Consider the following 17,718-nt stretch of genomic DNA (forward strand, 5'->3'; position numbering starts at 1 on the left):
TGAATGTGCCACTGGTCACCTTCGACCAGACTAGCGGTCGACGGGCCCGTCCGGGACGTTATCGATCGCATCCGCGGGGCATCCTCCCCTGTGGACCGGGACCCCGGCGGCCGATCTTCGGTCCGCCCATCCGAGGAGGGACGCTTCGATGGGGGAGAAGGTCGTGGCAGGCCCATTCGACCTGTCCGATCGCCAGCGCTACCGCGAGAAGCTCCGCAGTTGCCTGACGGGCCTGGAGCGACTCCTGGCGGAGAAGCGGTTCGACCGCCCCAAGAACCTCATGGGGCTGGAGATCGAATTGAATCTCGCGGGCGCCGACGGCATGCCGAAAATGTTGAATGCGCAAGTCCTTGAACGGATCGCCAGCAGGGACTTCCAAACAGAGCTCGCCATGTTCAATCTGGAAGTGAACATCGCTCCCCACCGATTGGGCGGCCGGGTATTCGACCGGCTCGACGAGGAACTGCGCACCTCGCTCGCCTACGCCGACCGGAAAGCCGGTGAGGTGGACGCCGGAATCGTGATGATCGGCATCCTTCCGACACTGGACCGGGACGACCTCGTCTCCTCGAATCTCTCCGACGTCGACCGCTACGCATTGCTCAACGAGCAGATCGTGGCCGCGCGCGGCGAGGACTTCACGCTCGACATCGACGGCGTCGAGCGCCTCAGCTGCACCTCGAAGTCCATCGCCCCCGAGGCCGCCTGCACCTCGGTGCAGCTGCACCTCCAGGTCACCCCGGAGCGCTTCGCCGGCGTGTGGAACGCGGCCCAGGCCGTCGCCGCCGCCCAGATCGCCGTGGGGGCCAACTCGCCGTTCCTGTTCGGCCGCGAGCTGTGGCGGGAGTCCCGGCCGCCGCTGTTCCAGCAGTCCACCGACACCCGCCCGCCCGAGCTCCAGGCCCAGGGCGTGCGGCCCCGCACCTGGTTCGGCGAGCGCTGGGTGACCTCGGCGTTCGACCTCTTCGAGGAGAACCTGCGCTACTACCCGGCCCTGCTGCCGATCTGCGACGACGAGGACCCGCTGGAGGTGCTGGACGCGGGAGGCATCCCCTCCCTCGCCGAGCTGGTCCTCCACAACGGCACGGTCTACCGCTGGAACCGCCCGGTCTACGGCATCGCCGACGGCGTCCCCCACCTGCGGGTGGAGAACCGCGTACTGCCCGCCGGGCCCACCGTCACCGACGTCATCGCCAACGCGGCCTTCTACTACGGAGTGGTCCGCGCCCTCGCCGAGGACAGCCGGCCGGTGTGGTCCCGGCTGCCGTTCGAGGCCGCCGCCGCCAACTTCGACGCGGCCTGCAAGGACGGCATCGACGCCCGCCTCACCTGGCCCCGGCGCGGCCGGTACGGCGGCACCGGAGAGGTGGACGCGGTCACCCTCGTACGCGACGAGCTGCTGCCGCTCGCCGAGGCCGGGCTGGACGCGTGGGGGATCGAACCCGCCGACCGCGACCGGTACCTCGGGGTGATCGAGGAACGGTGCCGGCGCCGGGTGAACGGCGCGACCTGGCAGGCGGCGACCTTCCACCGGGCCCTCGACTCGGGGCTCGGCCGGGAGGCCGCGCTCGCCGCCACCACCCGCCGCTACCGGGAGCTGACGGAGCAGGGCGAGCCGGTGCACACCTGGCCGGTGGGCCTGCCCGACCCGGTGCCGACGGGCTGACGGCCACGCGGACCCCGGGCCAGCCCCACAGCCACTGCCCTCATACTGATCGGACCGATCGGTGATGTGGAGGCAGGTGTGCAGGCGGAGGCGGGCCCGGGGGCCGATTCGTATCCTGAGCGTCCCGGGCGGAGGCCGTCGCGGACGACGCTCCGCGACGAGACCCTGCTCGTGCTCGCGCTGTCGCTCGGCGCGAGCGGAGTGTCCGCGCTGATCAGTTTCCTCGGCTCGGTCACCGAACCGGGCGGACTGAAGGACCAGGCGGCCACCCTCAACGCGTCGGCCGCGCCGGGCCGCCCCTGGCTCGACCTGGCCTGGCAGCTCTTCGGGATCACCACGGCACTGGTCCCCGTCGCCCTGGTCGCGCACCTGCTGCTCCGGGAGGGCGCGGGACTGCGCACCCTCGGCTTCGACCGCACCCGCCCCTGGCCCGACCTCGGCCGCGGAGCGGCCGTCGCGGCGGTCATCGGCAGCAGCGGCATCGCCTTCTACCTGGCGGCGCGCGGGCTGGGCTTCAACCTCACGGTGGTGCCGGAGGCGCTGCCCGAGGTGTGGTGGAAGTACCCGGTGCTCATCCTCTCGGCGATGCAGAACTCGATCCTCGAAGAGGTCGTCGTCGTGGCCTATCTGCTGCGCCGCCTGGACCAGTTGGGCTGGACCCCGGGCGCCTCCCTCGCGGCCAGTGCGGTGCTGCGCGGGTCGTACCACCTCTACCAGGGCATCGGCGGCTTCATCGGGAACATGGTGATGGGCGTGGTGTTCGTCCACCTCTACCGGCGCTGGGGCCGCGTCGGGCCGCTGGTGGTCGCCCACACGCTGCTCGACGTGGGGGCGTTCGTGGGGTACGCGCTGCTGGCCGGCGAGGTGGACTGGCTGCCCACGGCGTGAGCGGCCCGGAACCGGGTCGGGGGCGTACGGCACGGCCGTACGCCCCCGACCCGTACCCGGTTCAGACCAGCAGGTCGCCCTCGATGACCGTCACGGCCCGTCCGCTCAGCAGGGTGCGGCCGCCGCGCAGTTCGGTGCGGACGCGGCCGGAGCGGGCCGAGGCCTGGAGACCGGTGAGGACGGACCGGCCGAGGCGCTCGGACCAGTAGGGGGCCAGGGCGGTGTGCGCGCTGCCGGTGACGGGGTCCTCGTCGATGCCGACGTTCGGGAAGAAGCAGCGGGAGACGAAGTCGTAGCCCAGGGCCGGGTTCTCGGCGCGCGCGGTGGCGATGACGCCGCGCTCGGAGTAGGCGGCCAGGGCCACGAGGTCGGGCCGCAGCGCGTGCACGGTCCGCTCGTCGGCGATCTCGACGAGCAGGTCGCCGACGTTCGGGCCGGTGTCGAACGCCGTGAGCGGCGCGGCGCCCAGCGCCTCGGCGACGCCCTCGGGGACCTCGACCGCGGTGAGCGGGGCCGTGGGGAAGTCCAGGGTGATGCCGCCGTCCTCCCCGGGGGTGGCGACGAGCACGCCGCTGCGGGTGGCGAACCGCACCGGGCCCCGGTGCGCGCCGGTGGTGTGCAGGACGTGCGCGGTGGCCAGCGTCGCGTGTCCGCACATCGCGACCTCGGTGGCGGGGGTGAACCAGCGCAGGGCCCAGTCGGCGTCCCCGCCGGCGGGGAGCGGGTGGGCGAACGCCGTCTCGGCGTGGTTGACCTCCAGGGCCACGCTCTGGAGCCAGGGGTCGTCCGGGAAGCGGTCGAGCAGCAGCACCCCGGCGGGGTTGCCGGCGAAGGGCCGGTCGGTGAAGGCGTCGACGATTCGAATGCGCATGGCCCGACGGTACGGGCCGGGTGAACCCGCGGGCCAAGGCCAATTCGCGGGTCGCGGCCCGGTCGCCGGGCCGCCCGGCGACCGGTCCGGCCGGTGCGCTCCGCCGGGCGCCGCAGCGGGCCAGCCCCGAGCGGCGGACCGGGTGCCGCCCGGTCAGGCGGACGCGCGTACGACCAGACGGGTCGGGGTGACCACGGAGGACGGCGCGGGGCGGCCGTCCCGTGACGCGGGCTCGTCCGAGGCCCGTTCGAACAGCAGCCGGGCCATCAGGCGTCCCATGTCCTCGATGTCCTGGCGCACGGTGGTGAGCGGTGGCTCCGTCGCCTCGGCGATGGCGACGAGGTCGTCGAAGCCGACGACCGCCACGTCCTCGGGGACGCGGCGCCCGCGCTCCCGCAGCACGCGCAGGGCACCGGAGGCCATCAGGTCCGAGGCGACGAACACCGCGTCCAGGTCGGGGCAGCGGTCGAGGAGCGCGGCCATGGCGTCGGCACCGCCCCGGAGCGTGAAGTCGCCCTCGGCGACCAGCTCGGCCGGGGCGTCGAGGAGTACGTCGCGGTACCCGTCGAGACGGTCGGCCGCGGAGGTCTGGTCGAGCGGTCCGGTGATCGTCCCGATGCGCCGGCGCCCCAGTGACACGAGGTGCCGGACGGCTTCCCTGGCCCCGCCGCGGTTGTCGGCGTCGACGGACGCGTAGCCGCGGCCGCGGTGGCCGGAGCCGCCGGCCGGACGGCCGCCGAAGACCGCGGGCAGGTCCATGTGCGCGACCATGGCGGGCAGCGGATCGTCGGTACGCAGCGAGAACAGCAGGGCGCCGTCGACGTGGCCGCCGCCCAGGAAGGTGCCGACGCGCGGATAGTCGTCCGGGTCCTCGATGAACAGCAGCACCGGCTGCGCTCCCCGCCGGACGAGTTCCTGCCGGATGCCCCGCAGATGGCAGTCGAAGTACGGGTCCACGAAGAGGCGGTTCTGCGGTTCGGTGACCACCACGGCGACGGCGTTGCTGCGCCGGGTGACCAGGCTTCGGGCGGCCTGGTTGGGGACGTAGCCGAGGGCGGCCACCGCCTGCCGGACGCGGTCCGCGACCGCCGCCCGCACTTTCGGCTCGCCGTTGATCACACGGGACACGGTGGACTTCGACACCCCTGCCCGGCGTGCCACGTCCTCGAGGGTGGGGCGATGTCCGTTCGGCCGTTCCGTCAACACGTTCTCCGATGCGCGCAGTTGCCCGGGCGCCGACCACGTTAGCCGTCGACCGGCCGCATGAGCAGGCGGTTTCCGCCGGGCGCCGGCTCCGGGACCGCCGGTCTGCGGGAGGGGGTTGTCGGTCCCGTGTTTACGATATATCGTTGAGGCATCGTGACAGATCAGCGATGGAATGGAGGGGTGGCGATGCACACCCATGGTTTCGAGCACGGACACGGTCACGGAGGCCCGCGCGGCGGTCGCGGCGACTTCGACAGGCTGCGCGCGGCCTTCGGTCCCTTCGGGCCGGGCGGACCGGGTGGTCCCGGCGGCCCCTTCGGGCCGGGCTTCGGACACGGCCCCTGGGGCGGTCGCGGGCGCGGCGGGCCGAGGGGGAGGGCGCGGCGCGGTGACGTACGGGCATCGATCCTGGCCCTGCTCAAGGACCGCCCCATGCACGGCTACGAGATGATCCAGGAGATCGCCGAGCGCAGCGGCGGGGCGTGGAAGCCCAGCCCCGGATCCGTGTACCCCACCCTCCAGCTGCTGGAGGACGAGGGGCTGATCGCCAGCGAGTCCGAGGGCGGCAAGAAGCTGTTCTCCCTCACCGAGGCCGGCCGCACGGCGGCCGAGGACGGTCCCGAGGCTCCCTGGGAGGAGGCCTCGCGCGGGGTCGACTGGGAGGCGCTGAGCGAGATCCGGCAGGCCGGCTTCGGGCTGATGGAGGCCTTCGGGCAGGTCTGGAAGACCGGCAGCAAGGACCAGCGGGACAAGGCCCTCGCCGTGATCAACGAAACCCGCAAGAAGCTGTACCTGATCCTCGCCGACGAGGACTGAGCGGACCGGTGGGGCGCGGCGGGCGGCGGCGTGCGCCCCTTCGCGCGCAACACCCTGATCTCCTTCGCAAGGAGGAGATTACGGCCCGGGACGTCCACTCCCCGTGGGACGCGAAGATGCTCCCCGCCGGGGATGTCCCGGGCCCGCCGGTGCTGATGGGGTGGAGACTGTGCAACCCCGTATCCCCCGGCAGTCGGCCGAGGAGCTCCCGGAGCAGGACATCCACCGCGCGGACGGCGACGCCGGGCTCAGTGCCGAGCTGGCGGCGGTGGTCACCGGTGCCCGGCGCAGGGCGGTCCGGGACGGGGACCGCCAGATCGACACCGCCCATCTGCTGCACTCGCTGCTGGAGTCCGACGCCGAGGTGGGCGCCGTCTTCGGCGAGGATCCGCGGATCGCGCGGCTGCTCGGCTACCTGGTCCAGCGCAGCATCGGCTACGGCCTGCGCTGGCAGAGCGCGGTCGAGGACTCCGGCGGCGTCCCCGCGGTGCCCGAGACCGCCGGCTTCTCCCCGCTGGCCGCGCGCTGTATGGCGCACGCCCGCGAGCGCGCCGCCCGCCGCGGCCGCGGCCCGGCCCGCGGCACCGACCTGCTCGCGGCGATCGTCGTGGACCCGCAGGCGCGGGCCGTCGAAGTGCTCCTGCGGGCCGGGATCGACCCCTGCGAACTGTCCGACCGGCTCGAGACGCGGGCCGCGGCCCGCCCCGGGGAGTCCAGCCGGTGAGACAGGTGTCACAGGGGGTGACGCTCCTGTCGGCGCCTGCCATCATGTGCCGGTGCCTACCTCTGTCAGTACCCGGAGCAACCAGTCCAAGGGCGTCGGGCTCGGCCTCGCGCTGCTGTCCGCGTTGGCCTTCGGTGGTTCCGGTGTGGCGGCGAAGCCGCTGATCGAGGCGGGTCTCGACCCGCTCCACGTGGTCTGGCTGCGCGTGGCGGGCGCGGCACTCGTCATGCTGCCGCTGGCGGTGCGCCACCGGGGGCTGCTGCGCCGCCGGCCGGGGCTGCTCGCCGGGTTCGGCCTGCTCGCCGTGGCCGGCGTCCAGGCCTGCTACTTCGCCGCCCTCTCCCGCATCCCCGTCGGGGTGGCGCTGCTGGTGGAGTACCTGGCGCCCGCGCTCGTCCTCGGCTGGGTGCGCTTCGTGCAGCGACGGCCGGTGACCCGTGCCGCCGCGGCCGGCGTGGTCCTGGCCGTCGGCGGGCTGGCCTGCGTCGTGGAGGTGTGGTCGGGGCTCGGCTTCGACGCCCTGGGGCTGCTGCTGGCGCTCGGCGCCGCCTGCTGCCAGGTCGGCTACTTCGTCCTGTCCGACCAGGGCAGCGACGCCGACGAGGCGCCCGACCCGCTCGGGGTGATCGCCTACGGGCTGCTGATCGGCGCAGCCGTGCTGACCGTCGTCGCGCGCCCCTGGTCCATGGAGTGGTCCGTGCTCACGGGCAGCGCCGAGCTGGACGGCACCCCCGTCGCCGCCTTCGCGCTGCTGGCCTGGATCGTCCTCGTCGCCACGGTCGTCGCGTACGTCACCGGGGTGGTCTCGGTGCGCCGGCTCTCGCCGCAGGTCGCCGGTGTCGTGGCCCGCCTGGAGGCGGTCATCGCGACCGTGCTGGCCTGGGTCCTGCTCGGCGAGCACCTGTCGGCGCCGCAGATCGTGGGCGGCGCGGTCGTCCTGACCGGCGCCTTCATCGCCCAGTCGTCGGCCCCCGCCAAGGGCTCCGCGGAGCCGGTGGCCGGCGGCGGGCCCGACCGGGAGTTGTCCACGCCGGGAACGACCGCATAAGGTGCCGATTGTGCACGCTCGCGCACTCGTTCTTCCGCCTCCGGCCGCCTGAGGCGGGCCCTCCGGTCCACCGGCCCGGCATGCCGCCGGGCGGAACGGTGCTGCCCGCAGACGAAGTCCGCGGATCCCGTCGAACCGGCCCCTCCGGGCCCGGCCCGGGATCCCTTCCCGAACTTCCGCGCCCGCGCCGACGCGCGGGGCGCGCACCTCTGCGGAGAGAACACGTGTCGAACGCCGTCTCCGGCCTGCCCGTCGGGCGAGGCCTCCTCTATCTGATCATCGCCGGTGCCGCCTGGGGCACCGCGGGCGCGGCCGCCTCCCTGGTCTACCGGACCAGCGACATGGGGCCCGTCGCCCTGTCCTTCTGGCGCTGCGCGGCCGGCCTGGTGCTGCTGCTCGGCGCCCGCCTGCTGCGGCGCGCCCGGACCGCCGCACCCCAGCCGCTCCGCCGCCGGGTGCTGCGGGCCGCGGCCACTGGGATCGGCCTGGCGGTCTTCCAGACCGCCTACTTCGCGGCCGTGGCCGCCACCGGACTCGCCGTGGCCACCGTGGTCACCCTCGGCGCCGGACCCGTGCTGATCGCACTCGGTGCGCGGGCGACCATGGGCGAGCGCCTGGGACGCGGCGGGGCGGCCGCCGTCGTGGGCGCCCTCGCCGGGCTCGTCGTGCTGGTCCTCGGCGACGGCGAGACCACCGTCGACACCTGGGGCGTCCTGCTCGCCCTGCTGTCCGCGGCCGGATACTCCGCGATGACCCTCCTCACCCGCTGGTGGGGACGCGACGGCGGCACGGACTCCTCCGGTATGACCGTCGGCGCGTTCGCCGTCACCAGCCTGGTGCTGCTGCCGTTCGCCGCGCTCGAGGGACTGGTGCCGCACACCGACGCCCCCGGTGCACTGCTGTGCCTGCTGGCCTACGTGGCCGGCGTGCCGACGGCGCTCGCCTACGGCCTCTACTTCGCCGGCGCCGCTGTCGTACGGTCGGCCACCGTGTCCGTGATCATGCTGCTGGAGCCGGTGAGCGCGGCGGTGCTGGCGGTCGCCCTGCTCGGTGAGCGGCTCACGGTGGCCACCCTGGCCGGCACCCTGCTGATGCTGGGCTCGGTCGCGGGCCTCGCGGTGGGCGAGGCACGGGGAGCGAAGGCCCGCAGGGCGGAGCGGGAGGCCGTGCCGGCGTGACGGTGCGGGGCCCTTCCGGCGGGAAGGGCCCCGGGCCGGGACGGCGCGCGGGTCAGGACGCGCGCGGGCCGCCGCGTCCCGCGCGCCGTCCCGGCCGTCCGGTCCGGCGCCGCGATCCGTTCCCGCACCGCTCCGAACCGCCGGCCGGCGTACCGGCGCCGCCGGGCGGCGGCGTCGCGGGGCGCGTCCCAGGGTGGACCGGCATCACAGGGCTGCCAGGTAGCCGGGCAGTGCGGTGCCGGGGGCCAGGCCGGGGTCGGCGACAGGGGCGTCGTAGCCCTTGCGCAGCGGGAGCACGCCCGCCCAGTGGGGCAGGGCCAGGTCCTCGGGCTCGTCGTTGACACCGCCCGTGCGGAGCTTGGCGGACACCTCCCGGAGATCGAGGCGGATGACCGCGGTGGCGGCCAGCTCCTTCTTGTCGGCCGGCCGGGAGTCGGCGGCGCGCCCCGGTACGACATGGTCGACCAGGGCGTCGAGCGCCTGCCGCTTCTCCTCGGGGTCCGTCACGTCGTACGCCGCTCCGTGCACCACCACGGAGCGGTAGTTGACCGAGTGGTGGAAGGCCGAGCGGGCCAGCACCAGCCCGTCCACGTGGGTGACGGTCAGGCAGACCGGGAGACCGGGGCCGGCCTGTCCCGCCGCGCGCAGCGGGCGCGAGCCGGTCGAGCCGTGGACGTAGAGGCGCTCGCCGACCCGCGCGTACAGGGTGGGCAGCACCACCGGCGCGCCGTCCCGGACGAAACCGAGGTGGCAGACGTAGCCCTCGTCGAGTATCGCGTGCACCAGCTCCTTGTCGTACGCGGCGCGGTCGGGGGAGCGGGTGGGGACGGTGCGGCCGGTGGGCGGGTAGGTGTCGGCGGGCTGTCGGGTCCCCTGCATGGCGCTCTCCATTGCACTAGTGCATACTTGGTTTTGTGCTAGGAGAGTATCCGATCAGTGGGCGGCGCGCAGCGGAGATTTCCGCGAGCGTGGAACGGGCGGTGGCGGCAGGGGCACTGCGTCCGGGTGAACTGCTACCTCCCCTGCGGGAGTTGGCGGAACGGCTCGGGGTGAACCCGAACACGGTCGCGGCCGCGTACCGGACCCTGCGCGAGCGCGGGGTCATCGAGACCGCGGGCCGGCGGGGGAGCCGGGTGCGGCCCAAGCCGGCCACCACCGCGCGCGACCTCCTTCGCGTGGAGGTCCCGCCGGGCGTGCGGGACCTGTCCGAGGGCAATCCGGATCCCGCGCTGCTCCCCGCGCTGGCCGGGGCGTTCGCGGCGGCGGCCGCACAGGGCGACCGGGAGCCGGTGCTCTACGGGCACGCGCCCGTGGAGCCCGAGCTGGCGCGCCTGGCCCGCGCCGGACTGGACGCCGACGGTGTGCCCGACGGACCCGTCGCCGTCACCTCGGGCGCGCTGGACGCCCTGGAACGGGTGCTCGCGGCGCACCTCAGACCGGGGGACGCGGTCGCGGTGGAGGACCCCGGGTGGGGGAGCCTGCTGGACCTGGTCCCGGCGCTGGGCCTGCGGACCGTCCCCGTCGGCGTCGACGACGAGGGGCCGCTCCCCGACGCCGTGCGCGGCGCGCTGGCGGGCGGCGCACGGGCCCTGGTCGTCACCGACCGCGCGCAGAACCCGACGGGCGCAGCGCTGAGCGCCGCCCGCGCGCGTGCCCTGCGGGCGGTGCTCGCGGAGCACCAGGACACCCTGCTGATCGAGGACGACCACGGACACCACATCGTCGACCTCCCGCTGCACCCCCTCGCGGGCACCACCCGCGCCTGGGCCTTCGTCCGCTCGACGGCCAAGGCGTACGGCCCCGATCTGCGGCTCGCGGTGCTCACCGGGGACGCGGTCACCCTCGACCGGGTGCGCGGACGGCAGCGGCTCGGGCCCGGCTGGGTCAGCCGGATCGCGCAGCGCGCGGTGGTCCGGCTGTGGAGCGACGGCGCGGTGGACCCGGCGGCCGTGGCGGCGCGGTACGGGCGGCGCCGGGACGCCCTGGCCGGGGCGCTCGCCCGGCGCGGGATCGAGGCGCGCGGGCGCAGCGGCATGAACGTGTGGGTGCCCGTCCCGGACGAGACCGGCGCCGTCGCCCGGCTGCTGCACGCCGGCTGGGCGGTGGCCCCCGGCGCCCGCTTCCGGATGAGCGCGCCGCCGGGCATCCGTATCACCGTCTCCACGCTCAGCCAGGACGACATCGAACCCCTGGCCGAGGCGATCGCCGCGGCGGCCGGCCCCGCCGGTGCCCCCTCGCGGACCTACGTCTGAACGGTCCGGGCACGCAGGCGGCTACGCCCTCTTCGGCCCGACCTGCGTCAGCGCCGCACCCGCCAGTACGATCACGGCGCCCACCGGCGTCGACCAGGTCAGCGTCTCGCCGAGCAGTGCGACACCGGCCGCGGCGGCGATCACCGGGACGAAGTAAGTGACCATCTGGCCGGTCGTCGGACCGACCTCGGCGACTATGCCGTACTGGACGAGGACGGCCAGTCCGGTGCCCAGCGTGCCCAGCGCGGCGATCGCCAGCAGCGGCCCCACGGCGACGGTGGTCGGCAGGGTGGTGAACAGCGGTGTCACCACGGCCAGTTGGACCGTGGCCAGCAGCAACTGGCCGCCGGTCAGGGACAGGTGGGAGTGGCTGCTGCCCGCCAGGGTGCGGCGGACGTAGATCCAGCCGACGGGATAGCTCAGCGAGGCCAGCAGGGCCAGCGCGGTGCCGCGGGCGTCCAGGCCCTGGAAACCCTGCCAGGCGCCCAGCACGGTCAGCACCCCGAGGAAGCCCACCCCGAGCCCCGCCACCCGCACCCGGGTCGGCCGGTCCTCGGACAGGGCCACCAGCGACAGCGCCATGCCCCACAGCGGCGAGGTCGCGTTGCAGATGCCGGCCAGCGTGGACGGGATGGTCAGCTCCGCGAAGGCGAACAGCGAGAACGGCAGCGCGTTCAGCAGGAATCCGGCGACCGCGAGGTGGCCCCAGGTGCGCGCACCGCGCGGCAGCCCCTCCCGCCGTACCGCCATCGCGACCGCGAGGACGGCGGTGCCGAAGGCCAGCCGGCCGAGCGTGACCTGGAAGGGGGCGTAGCCCTGGGTGCCGACCTTGATGAGGAGGAAACTGAAGCCCCAGATCAGGGACAGGGCGCCGAAGCGCAGACGCCAGTCCAGGCGGGGGCGGGCCCCTCGCGGGGCCGAAGGGGCCGGGCTCGGCGTGGTGGTGGTCGCGGTGACGCTGCTCATGGACGCAACGATGGGGGACAGCCATCTCGTAGCACAATCGAGATTTCGCACGCGGTATCTCGTAGCATCGCTTACATGTTGAACCTGGAGCGCCTGCGCACCCTCGACGCCCTCGCCCGGCACGGCTCGGTCAGCGGGGCGGCCGAGGGTCTGCACATCACGACCTCCGCCGTCTCGCAGCAGATGTCCAAGCTGGAGCGGGAGGTCGGCCAGCGGCTGCTCGCCAAGAACGGGCGCGGTGTCCGGCTCACGGACGCGGGCCGGCTGCTCGCCGAGCACGCCGCGCGCATCCTCTCCCAGGTGGAACTCGCCCAGTCCGATCTGGAGGCGCAGCGGGGCCAGGTCGTCGGGGAGCTGCGCGTCTCGGCGTTCCCCACCGCCGCGCGAGGGCTGTTCCCGGCGGCGCTCGGCGATCTGCGCGCGCGGCATCCCGCGCTGCGCGTGCGCTCCCGCGAACTGGAACCGGAGCAGGGCATCCGGGGGGTGGTGCGCGGGGACCTCGACCTCGCGGTGCTGCTCGACTGGTACAACAAGCCGATGCCGCTGCCCGACGGCCTGGTCAAAGCACCCCTGCTGGACGACCCGGCCGATGTGGCGCTGCCGGCCGGCCACCGGCTCGCCGACCGTGACGAGGTGGACCTCGCCGAGCTGGCCGAGGAGGAGTGGATCACCTGGGGCGAGGGCGAGTTCTGCCACGAGTGGCTGATGTTCACCCTGCGCTCCAAGGGCATCGAGCCGGTCGTCGGCCACCGCGCCGCCGAGAGCCACACCCAACTCGGCCTGGTCGCCGCAGGGCTGGGCGTCTGCGTCGCACCGCTCCTGGGACGCGATCCGCTGCCCTCGGGGGTGGTGACCGTCCCGCTCAGGCAGCGCGTACGGCGGCACGTCTTCGTGGTGTGGCGTGCGGACGCCGACCGCCGCCCGTCGATCCGGGCGGCGGTGCGGGCGCTGCGGGCCGCCGGCGCCCGTGTCGGGGCGGGGGCGGTCTGAGCCGAGCGTCCCGGGCGGGGCGGGGCGGGGTTGCCGCGGCCCGCGCGCCGGAACCGAGCCCCGGCCGTGCTACGACAGTGTCGACAGCTTCCTGAAGTCCCACGACACGGTCTTCTCCGGGGTCAGGCGCAGCCAGGCGTGGCGGCCGTCGTGGGGCATCTCGTCCAGGCCGAAGTTCTTGCGGGCGAACAGCGTCTCGGCGAGGTCGAGTTCCGCGCACAGCTCACCGGTGCACGGCACCTCGCCCACGAACTCCACCCGCCCGGACAGCTCCGCCCCGCGCAGTTCGTCGTACTCCTCGCCCGTGTCGACCACGACCGCCACCCGGGGGTCGCGGCGCAGGTCCGCCCAGCGTCTGCTGCGCACCACGGAGTACAGCCACAGCGAGGTGCCGTCCCAGGCGAACCAGAGCGTGCTGACGTGCGGCGCGCCGTCGGCGGACACCGTGGCGACCCGGCAGGTGCGCTGGGCCGTGAGGAAGTCGTCCAGTTCCCCGGGCGTCATCATGATCCTGCGGCCGCGGCGCTGGCCTGTGGTCATCGGTTCCCCTCGTCTCCCACGTCGTGCCGGTGAGGAGGCCGGCTTCGGCGACTCACGCGAGGGTGATCGAGTCCCCGCTCACGGTGATCTCCACGGAGGGTAGCGGTGTGGTGGCCGGGCCGCTCTGCACACTGCCGTCCGTGATGGAGAAATTGCTGTTGTGGCAGGGGCAGTTGATCACCCCGTCCGCGATGCTCTTCACCGCGCACCCCTGGTGGGTGCAGGTCGCCGAGAACGCCTTGAACTCGCCCGCCGTCGGCTGGGTGACGACCACCTTCCGGTCGGCGAAGACCTTGCCGCCGCCCTCGGGGATGTCGGCGGTCGAGGCGAGCGCGGCACCCGCGGCCGCATCGCCGCCGTCCGAACCGCCGCCGCTCGTACCGGCGTCGTCCGGGGAGCCGCCGGCCGTGCCGGAGTCCGCGGAGGAACCCGACGCGTCGTCGCCGGAGCCGCCGCACGCGGTCAGCGCGACGGCGAGACCCGCCGCTCCGGCCGCCGCCACGACCGTGCGACGGGCGGGTCCCCCGAGGGCACCGCCCCCTGCGGGCGGAGCCGGGAACTCGGGGGAGTGCTGGAACGATGTGCTGGTCATGCCGGTGTCCCTTCCGGGGGATGCGGTGATCTGGGGAGAGGTACGGTCAGCGGGCCCACGCTGTTCAGGCATTGCGGAGAGCTTGGCCTGCCCGCGGTCGGAAGGGCGTAAGGCACGGCTGTCGTTTCGCTGTCGGCGCGCGGCCGGGGGCGTCCGCCGGTCCGTGCGACGACCGCGCGGAGCACACGCGGCGACGCCCGCCGTCCCGGGGAGGCCGTGGGCGGCAGGCGGGGAAGATCGCGTAGCCTGGCGAGATGCTGTCCGAGGTCACCGCAACCCGCTACATCACGCCCCTGCGCGAGGGCGGCTCGCTGCCGGGACTGATCGAGGCCGACGACCTCCACACCTACGTCCTGAAGTTCACCGGCGCCGGACAGGGCCGCAAGACCCTCGTCGCCGAAGTCGTCTGCGGCGAACTCGCGCGCCGGCTGGGGCTGCGGGTGCCGCGCCTGGTCACCGTCGAGCTCGACCCCGTCCTGGGACTCGCCGAGCCCGACCAGGAGGTGCAGCAGCTGCTGAAGTCCAGTGGCGGCACCAACCTCGGCATGCACTTCCTGTCCGGCGCCCTCGGCTTCGACCCGCTCGCCTTCGAGGTGAGCCCGCGGGAGGCGGGGCGGATCGTCTGGTTCGACGCGCTGGTGAACAACGTCGACCGCTCCTGGCGCAACCCCAACCTGCTCCGCCTGCGCGACGAACTCTGGCTCATCGACCACGGTGCCACCATGATCTGGCACCACAACTGGCCCGGCGCCGAGGCCTCCGCCGACCGCCCCTACGACGCCGTCGACCACGCCCTGAGAGCCTTCGCGCCGGACGTCGCCTCCGCCGCCGCGGAGCTCGCGCCGCAGATCACCGAGGAACTGCTCGCCGAGGTCACCGCCGCCGTCCCCGACGTCTGGCTGGCCGGCGAGCCCGGCTTCGACTCGCCCGACGCGCTGCGGCGGGCCTACGCGCGGCCGCTGATCGCCCGCGCGGCCACCGTCCACCAGCGCATCCACGGCCTCCAGGGGGACCAGTGAGCGACCGGCACGTCTACGAGTACGCCCTGCTGCGGGTCGTACCGCGCGTCGAGCGCGGCGAGTGCGTCAACGCCGGCGTGCTCGTGTACTGCCGCCCCCGGTCGTTCGTCGCGGCCCGCACCCACCTCGACGAGGCGCGGCTACTGGCCCTCGACCCGAAGGCCGACCTGCCCGGCGTCCGGGCCGCGCTGCGCGCCGTCGAGGGGGTCTGCGCGGGCGGGGACGCGGCGGGACAGGCGGCGGGGGACGACGCCGGGCGGCGCTTCCGCTGGCTGATCGCGCCCCGGTCCACCGTCGTCCAGCCCGGTCCCGTGCACACGGGGCTCACCGCCGATCCCGCGGCGGAGGTCGAGCGGCTGCTCGACCTCCTCGTGCGCTGACCCGCCGTCAGGTGCGGCGGCGCCTCACCGCGTGGCCGACGGCGAGGACGGCGCCCGTCACGAACGTGGCGCCGATGCCCACGTCCCAGTCGCTCGGGCCGGAGTCCGACGCGCCGCCCAGCCCGCCCCGCACGCCGCGCGTGGGCACGGCGGAGGCGGACGCCGTGGGAGCGGTGGTCGTGGGGCTCGCGGTGCCGGTGGGTGTCGCGGTGCGGGTGGGCGTCGCGGTCGCCGTCCGGGTGGGCGTCGCGGTCGCCGTCCGCGTGGGCGTCGCGGTCGCGGTGCGGGTCGGCGCGGCGGTGGTGGGGGTCGCCGTCGGGGCCGGAGCGGAGGTGGTCGGCGCGGGGCGGAACGTGGACGAGGTGAGACCACGGCGGGGAAGGGCCTCGCAGGCCACTCCGTCGTCCGGACCGGGGTCCTCGTCGAGCCGGTGCGGATCACTTCGGTCCGTGTTGAAGAACGCCTGCGCGTCCTCCTGGTAGGTGAAGTCGCCGCAGTCCAGATCCTGGGCGTGAGCGGTGTCGGCCAACGGCACGATCGCGGCGAGCGCGATCAGCGTGCCTATGGCACCGGTGCGCCGGCGCATGGAGCGCCTCCTTTCCGGCCACGGGTGGCTCGCGCTTCGACGCTAGGCGCGGTCCGGTGCGCGGGCGCGCAGCCGTAGGCCGATCGGGTGCTCGTCACGGCGGCCGGGCGCGGGCCGGGGCGGCGCGGGAGCCGACGGGCGGGGCGTCCCCGCGCGGGGAATGGATCACACACGCGCGGTGTGCCGTTGACACCGGGTGCCAGGGCTTCTAGCGTCTCGTCTGCTGAAGGTACTAAGCGGTCGCTCACTGCTGTGGGTCCGGCCGCAGGAGCCGCATCCCAAGGGCGAGGAGAAGCAGCAATGTCCACCACTGAGCAGCGGGTCGCGGTCGTCACCGGCGCCGCGCGCGGCATCGGCGCCGCCACCGCCGTACGACTGGCCGCCGAGGGCCGCGCGGTCGCCGTGCTCGACCTCGACGAGGCCGCCTGCAAGGACACCGTCGAGAAGATCACCGCCGCCGGCGGCAAGGCGATCGCGGTCGGCTGCGACGTCTCCGACGAGGCGCAGGTCGAGGCGGCCGTCGCGCGGATCGCCGAGGAGCTCGGCGCGCCCACGATCCTCGTCAACAACGCGGGCGTGCTGCGCGACAACCTGCTGTTCAAGATGAGCGTCTCCGACTGGGACACCGTCATGAACGTGCACCTGCGCGGCGCGTTCCTGATGACGAAGGCCTGTCAGAAGCACATGGTGGACGCCGGATTCGGCCGGATCGTCAACCTGTCGTCCTCCTCCGCGCTCGGCAACCGCGGCCAGGTCAACTACTCCGCCGCCAAGGCCGGTCTCCAGGGCTTCACCAAGACCCTCGCCAAGGAGCTCGGCAAGTTCGGCGTCACCGCCAACGCCGTCGCCCCCGGCTTCATCGCCACCGAGATGACCAAGGCCACCGCCGACCGCGTCGGCATGGGCTTCGAGGACTTCAAGGCCGCCGCCGCCACCCAGATCCCGGTGAACCGCGTCGGCGAGCCCGAGGACATCGCCAACGCCATCGCCTTCTTCACCGGCGAGGCGGCCGGCTTCGTCTCCGGCCAGGTCCTGTACGTCGCCGGCGGACCGCTCGACTAGGGAAGACCGAGAACATGACTTCTGTGGAACTCTCCGGCAAGGTCGCCCTGGTCACCGGCGCCAGCCGCGGCATCGGGCTCGGCGTCGCCGAGGCGCTGGTCGCGCGCGGCGACCGGGTCTGCATCACCGGCCGCAACGAGGACGCCCTCAAGGAGGCCGTCGAGAAGCTCGGCGCCGACCGGGCCGTGTACGTGGCCGGCAAGGCGCACGACGAGGCCCACCAGGCCATCGCCGTCGAGCGCGTGATGGAGGCCTTCGGCCGCGTCGACTACCTGGTCAACAACGCCGGTACCAACCCGGTGTTCGGGCCGATCGCCGACCTCGACCTGAACGTGGCGCGCAAGGTGTTCGAGACCAACGTGATCTCGGCGCTCGGCTTCGCGCAGCAGACCTGGCACGCCTGGCAGAAGGACAACGGCGGCGCGATCGTCAACATCGCCTCCGTGGCGGGCATCGCGCCCTCGCCCTTCATCGCCGCCTACGGCGTCAGCAAGGCCGCGCTGATCAACCTGACCCAGCAGCTCGCGCACGAGTTCGCGCCCGGGGTGCGGGTCAACGCCATCGCCCCGGCCGTGGTCAAGACCAAATTCGCCCAGGCGCTGTACGAGGGCCGGGAGGAGGAGGCCGCCGCGGCGTACCCGCTCGGCCGGCTCGGTGTGCCGTCCGACATCGGCGGCGCCGCCGCGTTCCTCACCTCCGACCAGTCGGACTGGGTCACGGGACAGACTCTCGTGGTCGACGGCGGCATCTTCCTGAAGGCCGGCGTGGGCTGAGCCGCACGCCCGCGCGGTGCGGTACCCGCCCGCGCGGGAGCGGTGCGCCGCCGAACGGGCACGGCGGGTGCCCGTTGCGGCGCTCGCGGTGCCCGTATGTGCCCGCCGTTCGACCGCAGGACACGGGCGCCGTCGACGAAACGGCGCCCGTGTCCGCGTAT

19 protein-coding genes are annotated in these 17,718 nt (G+C 74.2%); 12 read left to right on the forward strand and 7 right to left on the reverse strand.

Annotated elements, in window-relative coordinates:
* Positions 1 to 148 precede the first annotated feature (148 nt).
* Complete coding sequence (locus FHX78_RS29775; protein WP_145870477.1) at positions 149 to 1,666, forward strand: glutamate-cysteine ligase family protein; 1,518 nt, start codon at positions 149 to 151, stop codon at positions 1,664 to 1,666.
* A 78-nt stretch (positions 1,667 to 1,744) separates the two neighbouring features.
* Positions 1,745 to 2,554 carry a CPBP family intramembrane glutamic endopeptidase gene (locus tag FHX78_RS29780; RefSeq protein WP_145870478.1) on the forward strand — a complete coding sequence of 270 codons (810 nt, stop codon included), beginning with the start codon at positions 1,745 to 1,747 and terminating at the stop codon, positions 2,552 to 2,554.
* A 61-nt stretch (positions 2,555 to 2,615) separates the two neighbouring features.
* Here FHX78_RS29780 and FHX78_RS29785 read toward each other — a convergent pair whose 3' ends face one another.
* Positions 2,616 to 3,425, reverse strand: a complete 810-nt coding sequence (locus tag FHX78_RS29785; RefSeq protein WP_145870479.1) for a PhzF family phenazine biosynthesis protein — start codon at positions 3,423 to 3,425, stop codon at positions 2,616 to 2,618.
* A gap of 153 nt (positions 3,426 to 3,578) precedes the next feature.
* Positions 3,579 to 4,628, reverse strand: a complete 1,050-nt coding sequence (locus FHX78_RS29790) for a LacI family DNA-binding transcriptional regulator (protein ID WP_145870480.1) — start codon at positions 4,626 to 4,628, stop codon at positions 3,579 to 3,581.
* 189 nt (positions 4,629 to 4,817) lie between these two features.
* On the opposite strand from FHX78_RS29790, the gene FHX78_RS29795 reads away from it, so the two are divergent.
* The 4 genes from FHX78_RS29795 (at position 4,818) to FHX78_RS29810 (ending at position 8,397) form a co-directional block, all read left to right on the forward strand.
* Positions 4,818 to 5,447, forward strand: coding sequence for a PadR family transcriptional regulator (locus FHX78_RS29795; protein ID WP_145870481.1), 630 nt, complete (start codon positions 4,818 to 4,820; stop codon positions 5,445 to 5,447).
* A gap of 169 nt (positions 5,448 to 5,616) precedes the next feature.
* The gene (locus tag FHX78_RS29800; RefSeq protein WP_145870482.1) at positions 5,617 to 6,171 is read left to right on the forward strand and encodes a Clp protease N-terminal domain-containing protein; all 555 of its coding nucleotides are present in this window, start codon (positions 5,617 to 5,619) and stop codon (positions 6,169 to 6,171) included.
* Positions 6,172 to 6,217: 46 nt separating this feature from the next.
* On the forward strand, positions 6,218 to 7,219 hold the full coding sequence (locus FHX78_RS29805) for an EamA family transporter (protein ID WP_145870483.1): 1,002 nt from the start codon (positions 6,218 to 6,220) through the stop codon (positions 7,217 to 7,219).
* 224 nt (positions 7,220 to 7,443) lie between these two features.
* Positions 7,444 to 8,397 (forward strand): DMT family transporter, encoded by a 954-nt coding sequence (locus FHX78_RS29810; protein ID WP_145870484.1) that lies wholly within the window; start codon positions 7,444 to 7,446, stop codon positions 8,395 to 8,397.
* 204 nt (positions 8,398 to 8,601) lie between these two features.
* Here FHX78_RS29810 and FHX78_RS29815 read toward each other — a convergent pair whose 3' ends face one another.
* Positions 8,602 to 9,276 (reverse strand): pyridoxamine 5'-phosphate oxidase family protein, encoded by a 675-nt coding sequence (locus tag FHX78_RS29815; protein WP_145870485.1) that lies wholly within the window; start codon positions 9,274 to 9,276, stop codon positions 8,602 to 8,604.
* A gap of 35 nt (positions 9,277 to 9,311) precedes the next feature.
* Here FHX78_RS29815 and FHX78_RS29820 point away from each other — a divergent pair, with 35 nt between their 5' ends.
* The gene (locus FHX78_RS29820; RefSeq protein ID WP_145870486.1) at positions 9,312 to 10,649 is read left to right on the forward strand and encodes an aminotransferase class I/II-fold pyridoxal phosphate-dependent enzyme; all 1,338 of its coding nucleotides are present in this window, start codon (positions 9,312 to 9,314) and stop codon (positions 10,647 to 10,649) included.
* Between the two features lie 21 nt (positions 10,650 to 10,670).
* Here the strand turns inward: FHX78_RS29820 and FHX78_RS29825 are convergent, their stop codons facing one another.
* Positions 10,671 to 11,615 (reverse strand): DMT family transporter, encoded by a 945-nt coding sequence (locus FHX78_RS29825; RefSeq protein WP_145870487.1) that lies wholly within the window; start codon positions 11,613 to 11,615, stop codon positions 10,671 to 10,673.
* A 75-nt stretch (positions 11,616 to 11,690) separates the two neighbouring features.
* Here FHX78_RS29825 and FHX78_RS29830 point away from each other — a divergent pair, with 75 nt between their 5' ends.
* Positions 11,691 to 12,605 (forward strand): LysR family transcriptional regulator, encoded by a 915-nt coding sequence (locus FHX78_RS29830; RefSeq protein WP_145870488.1) that lies wholly within the window; start codon positions 11,691 to 11,693, stop codon positions 12,603 to 12,605.
* 69 nt (positions 12,606 to 12,674) lie between these two features.
* On the opposite strand, the gene FHX78_RS29835 is transcribed toward FHX78_RS29830, so the two are convergent.
* Together FHX78_RS29835 and FHX78_RS29840 are read right to left on the reverse strand one after the other, a co-directional pair.
* Positions 12,675 to 13,145 (reverse strand): pyridoxamine 5'-phosphate oxidase family protein, encoded by a 471-nt coding sequence (locus FHX78_RS29835; protein ID WP_145870489.1) that lies wholly within the window; start codon positions 13,143 to 13,145, stop codon positions 12,675 to 12,677.
* Between the two features lie 52 nt (positions 13,146 to 13,197).
* Positions 13,198 to 13,737: a Rieske (2Fe-2S) protein gene (locus FHX78_RS29840; protein ID WP_145870490.1), complete on the reverse strand. Its 540-nt coding sequence runs from the start codon at positions 13,735 to 13,737 to the stop codon at positions 13,198 to 13,200.
* A gap of 254 nt (positions 13,738 to 13,991) precedes the next feature.
* Here FHX78_RS29840 and FHX78_RS29845 point away from each other — a divergent pair, with 254 nt between their 5' ends.
* Together FHX78_RS29845 and FHX78_RS29850 are read left to right on the forward strand one after the other, a co-directional pair.
* Positions 13,992 to 14,756 carry a HipA family kinase gene (locus tag FHX78_RS29845; RefSeq protein ID WP_145870491.1) on the forward strand — a complete coding sequence of 255 codons (765 nt, stop codon included), beginning with the start codon at positions 13,992 to 13,994 and terminating at the stop codon, positions 14,754 to 14,756.
* The gene (locus tag FHX78_RS29850) at positions 14,753 to 15,136 is read left to right on the forward strand and encodes a DUF3037 domain-containing protein (protein ID WP_145870492.1); all 384 of its coding nucleotides are present in this window, start codon (positions 14,753 to 14,755) and stop codon (positions 15,134 to 15,136) included. The genes FHX78_RS29845 and FHX78_RS29850 overlap by 4 nt, the downstream gene beginning before the upstream one ends.
* Positions 15,137 to 15,143: 7 nt before the next feature.
* On the opposite strand, the gene FHX78_RS29855 is transcribed toward FHX78_RS29850, so the two are convergent.
* A complete protein-coding gene (locus FHX78_RS29855; RefSeq protein WP_145870493.1) occupies positions 15,144 to 15,722 on the reverse strand; it encodes an excalibur calcium-binding protein in 579 nt (192 codons plus the stop codon).
* A 300-nt stretch (positions 15,723 to 16,022) separates the two neighbouring features.
* Here FHX78_RS29855 and fabG point away from each other — a divergent pair, with 300 nt between their 5' ends.
* Together fabG and FHX78_RS29865 are read left to right on the forward strand one after the other, a co-directional pair.
* Complete coding sequence (gene fabG, locus FHX78_RS29860; RefSeq protein ID WP_145870494.1) at positions 16,023 to 16,784, forward strand: 3-oxoacyl-ACP reductase FabG; 762 nt, start codon at positions 16,023 to 16,025, stop codon at positions 16,782 to 16,784.
* 14 nt (positions 16,785 to 16,798) lie between these two features.
* A complete protein-coding gene (locus FHX78_RS29865; protein WP_145870495.1) occupies positions 16,799 to 17,557 on the forward strand; it encodes an SDR family oxidoreductase in 759 nt (252 codons plus the stop codon).
* Positions 17,558 to 17,718: the final 161 nt, after the last annotated feature.

It is taken from the genome of Streptomyces capillispiralis (assembly GCF_007829875.1).
In the GTDB taxonomy this organism is placed as follows: Bacteria; Actinomycetota; Actinomycetes; order Streptomycetales; family Streptomycetaceae; genus Streptomyces; species Streptomyces capillispiralis.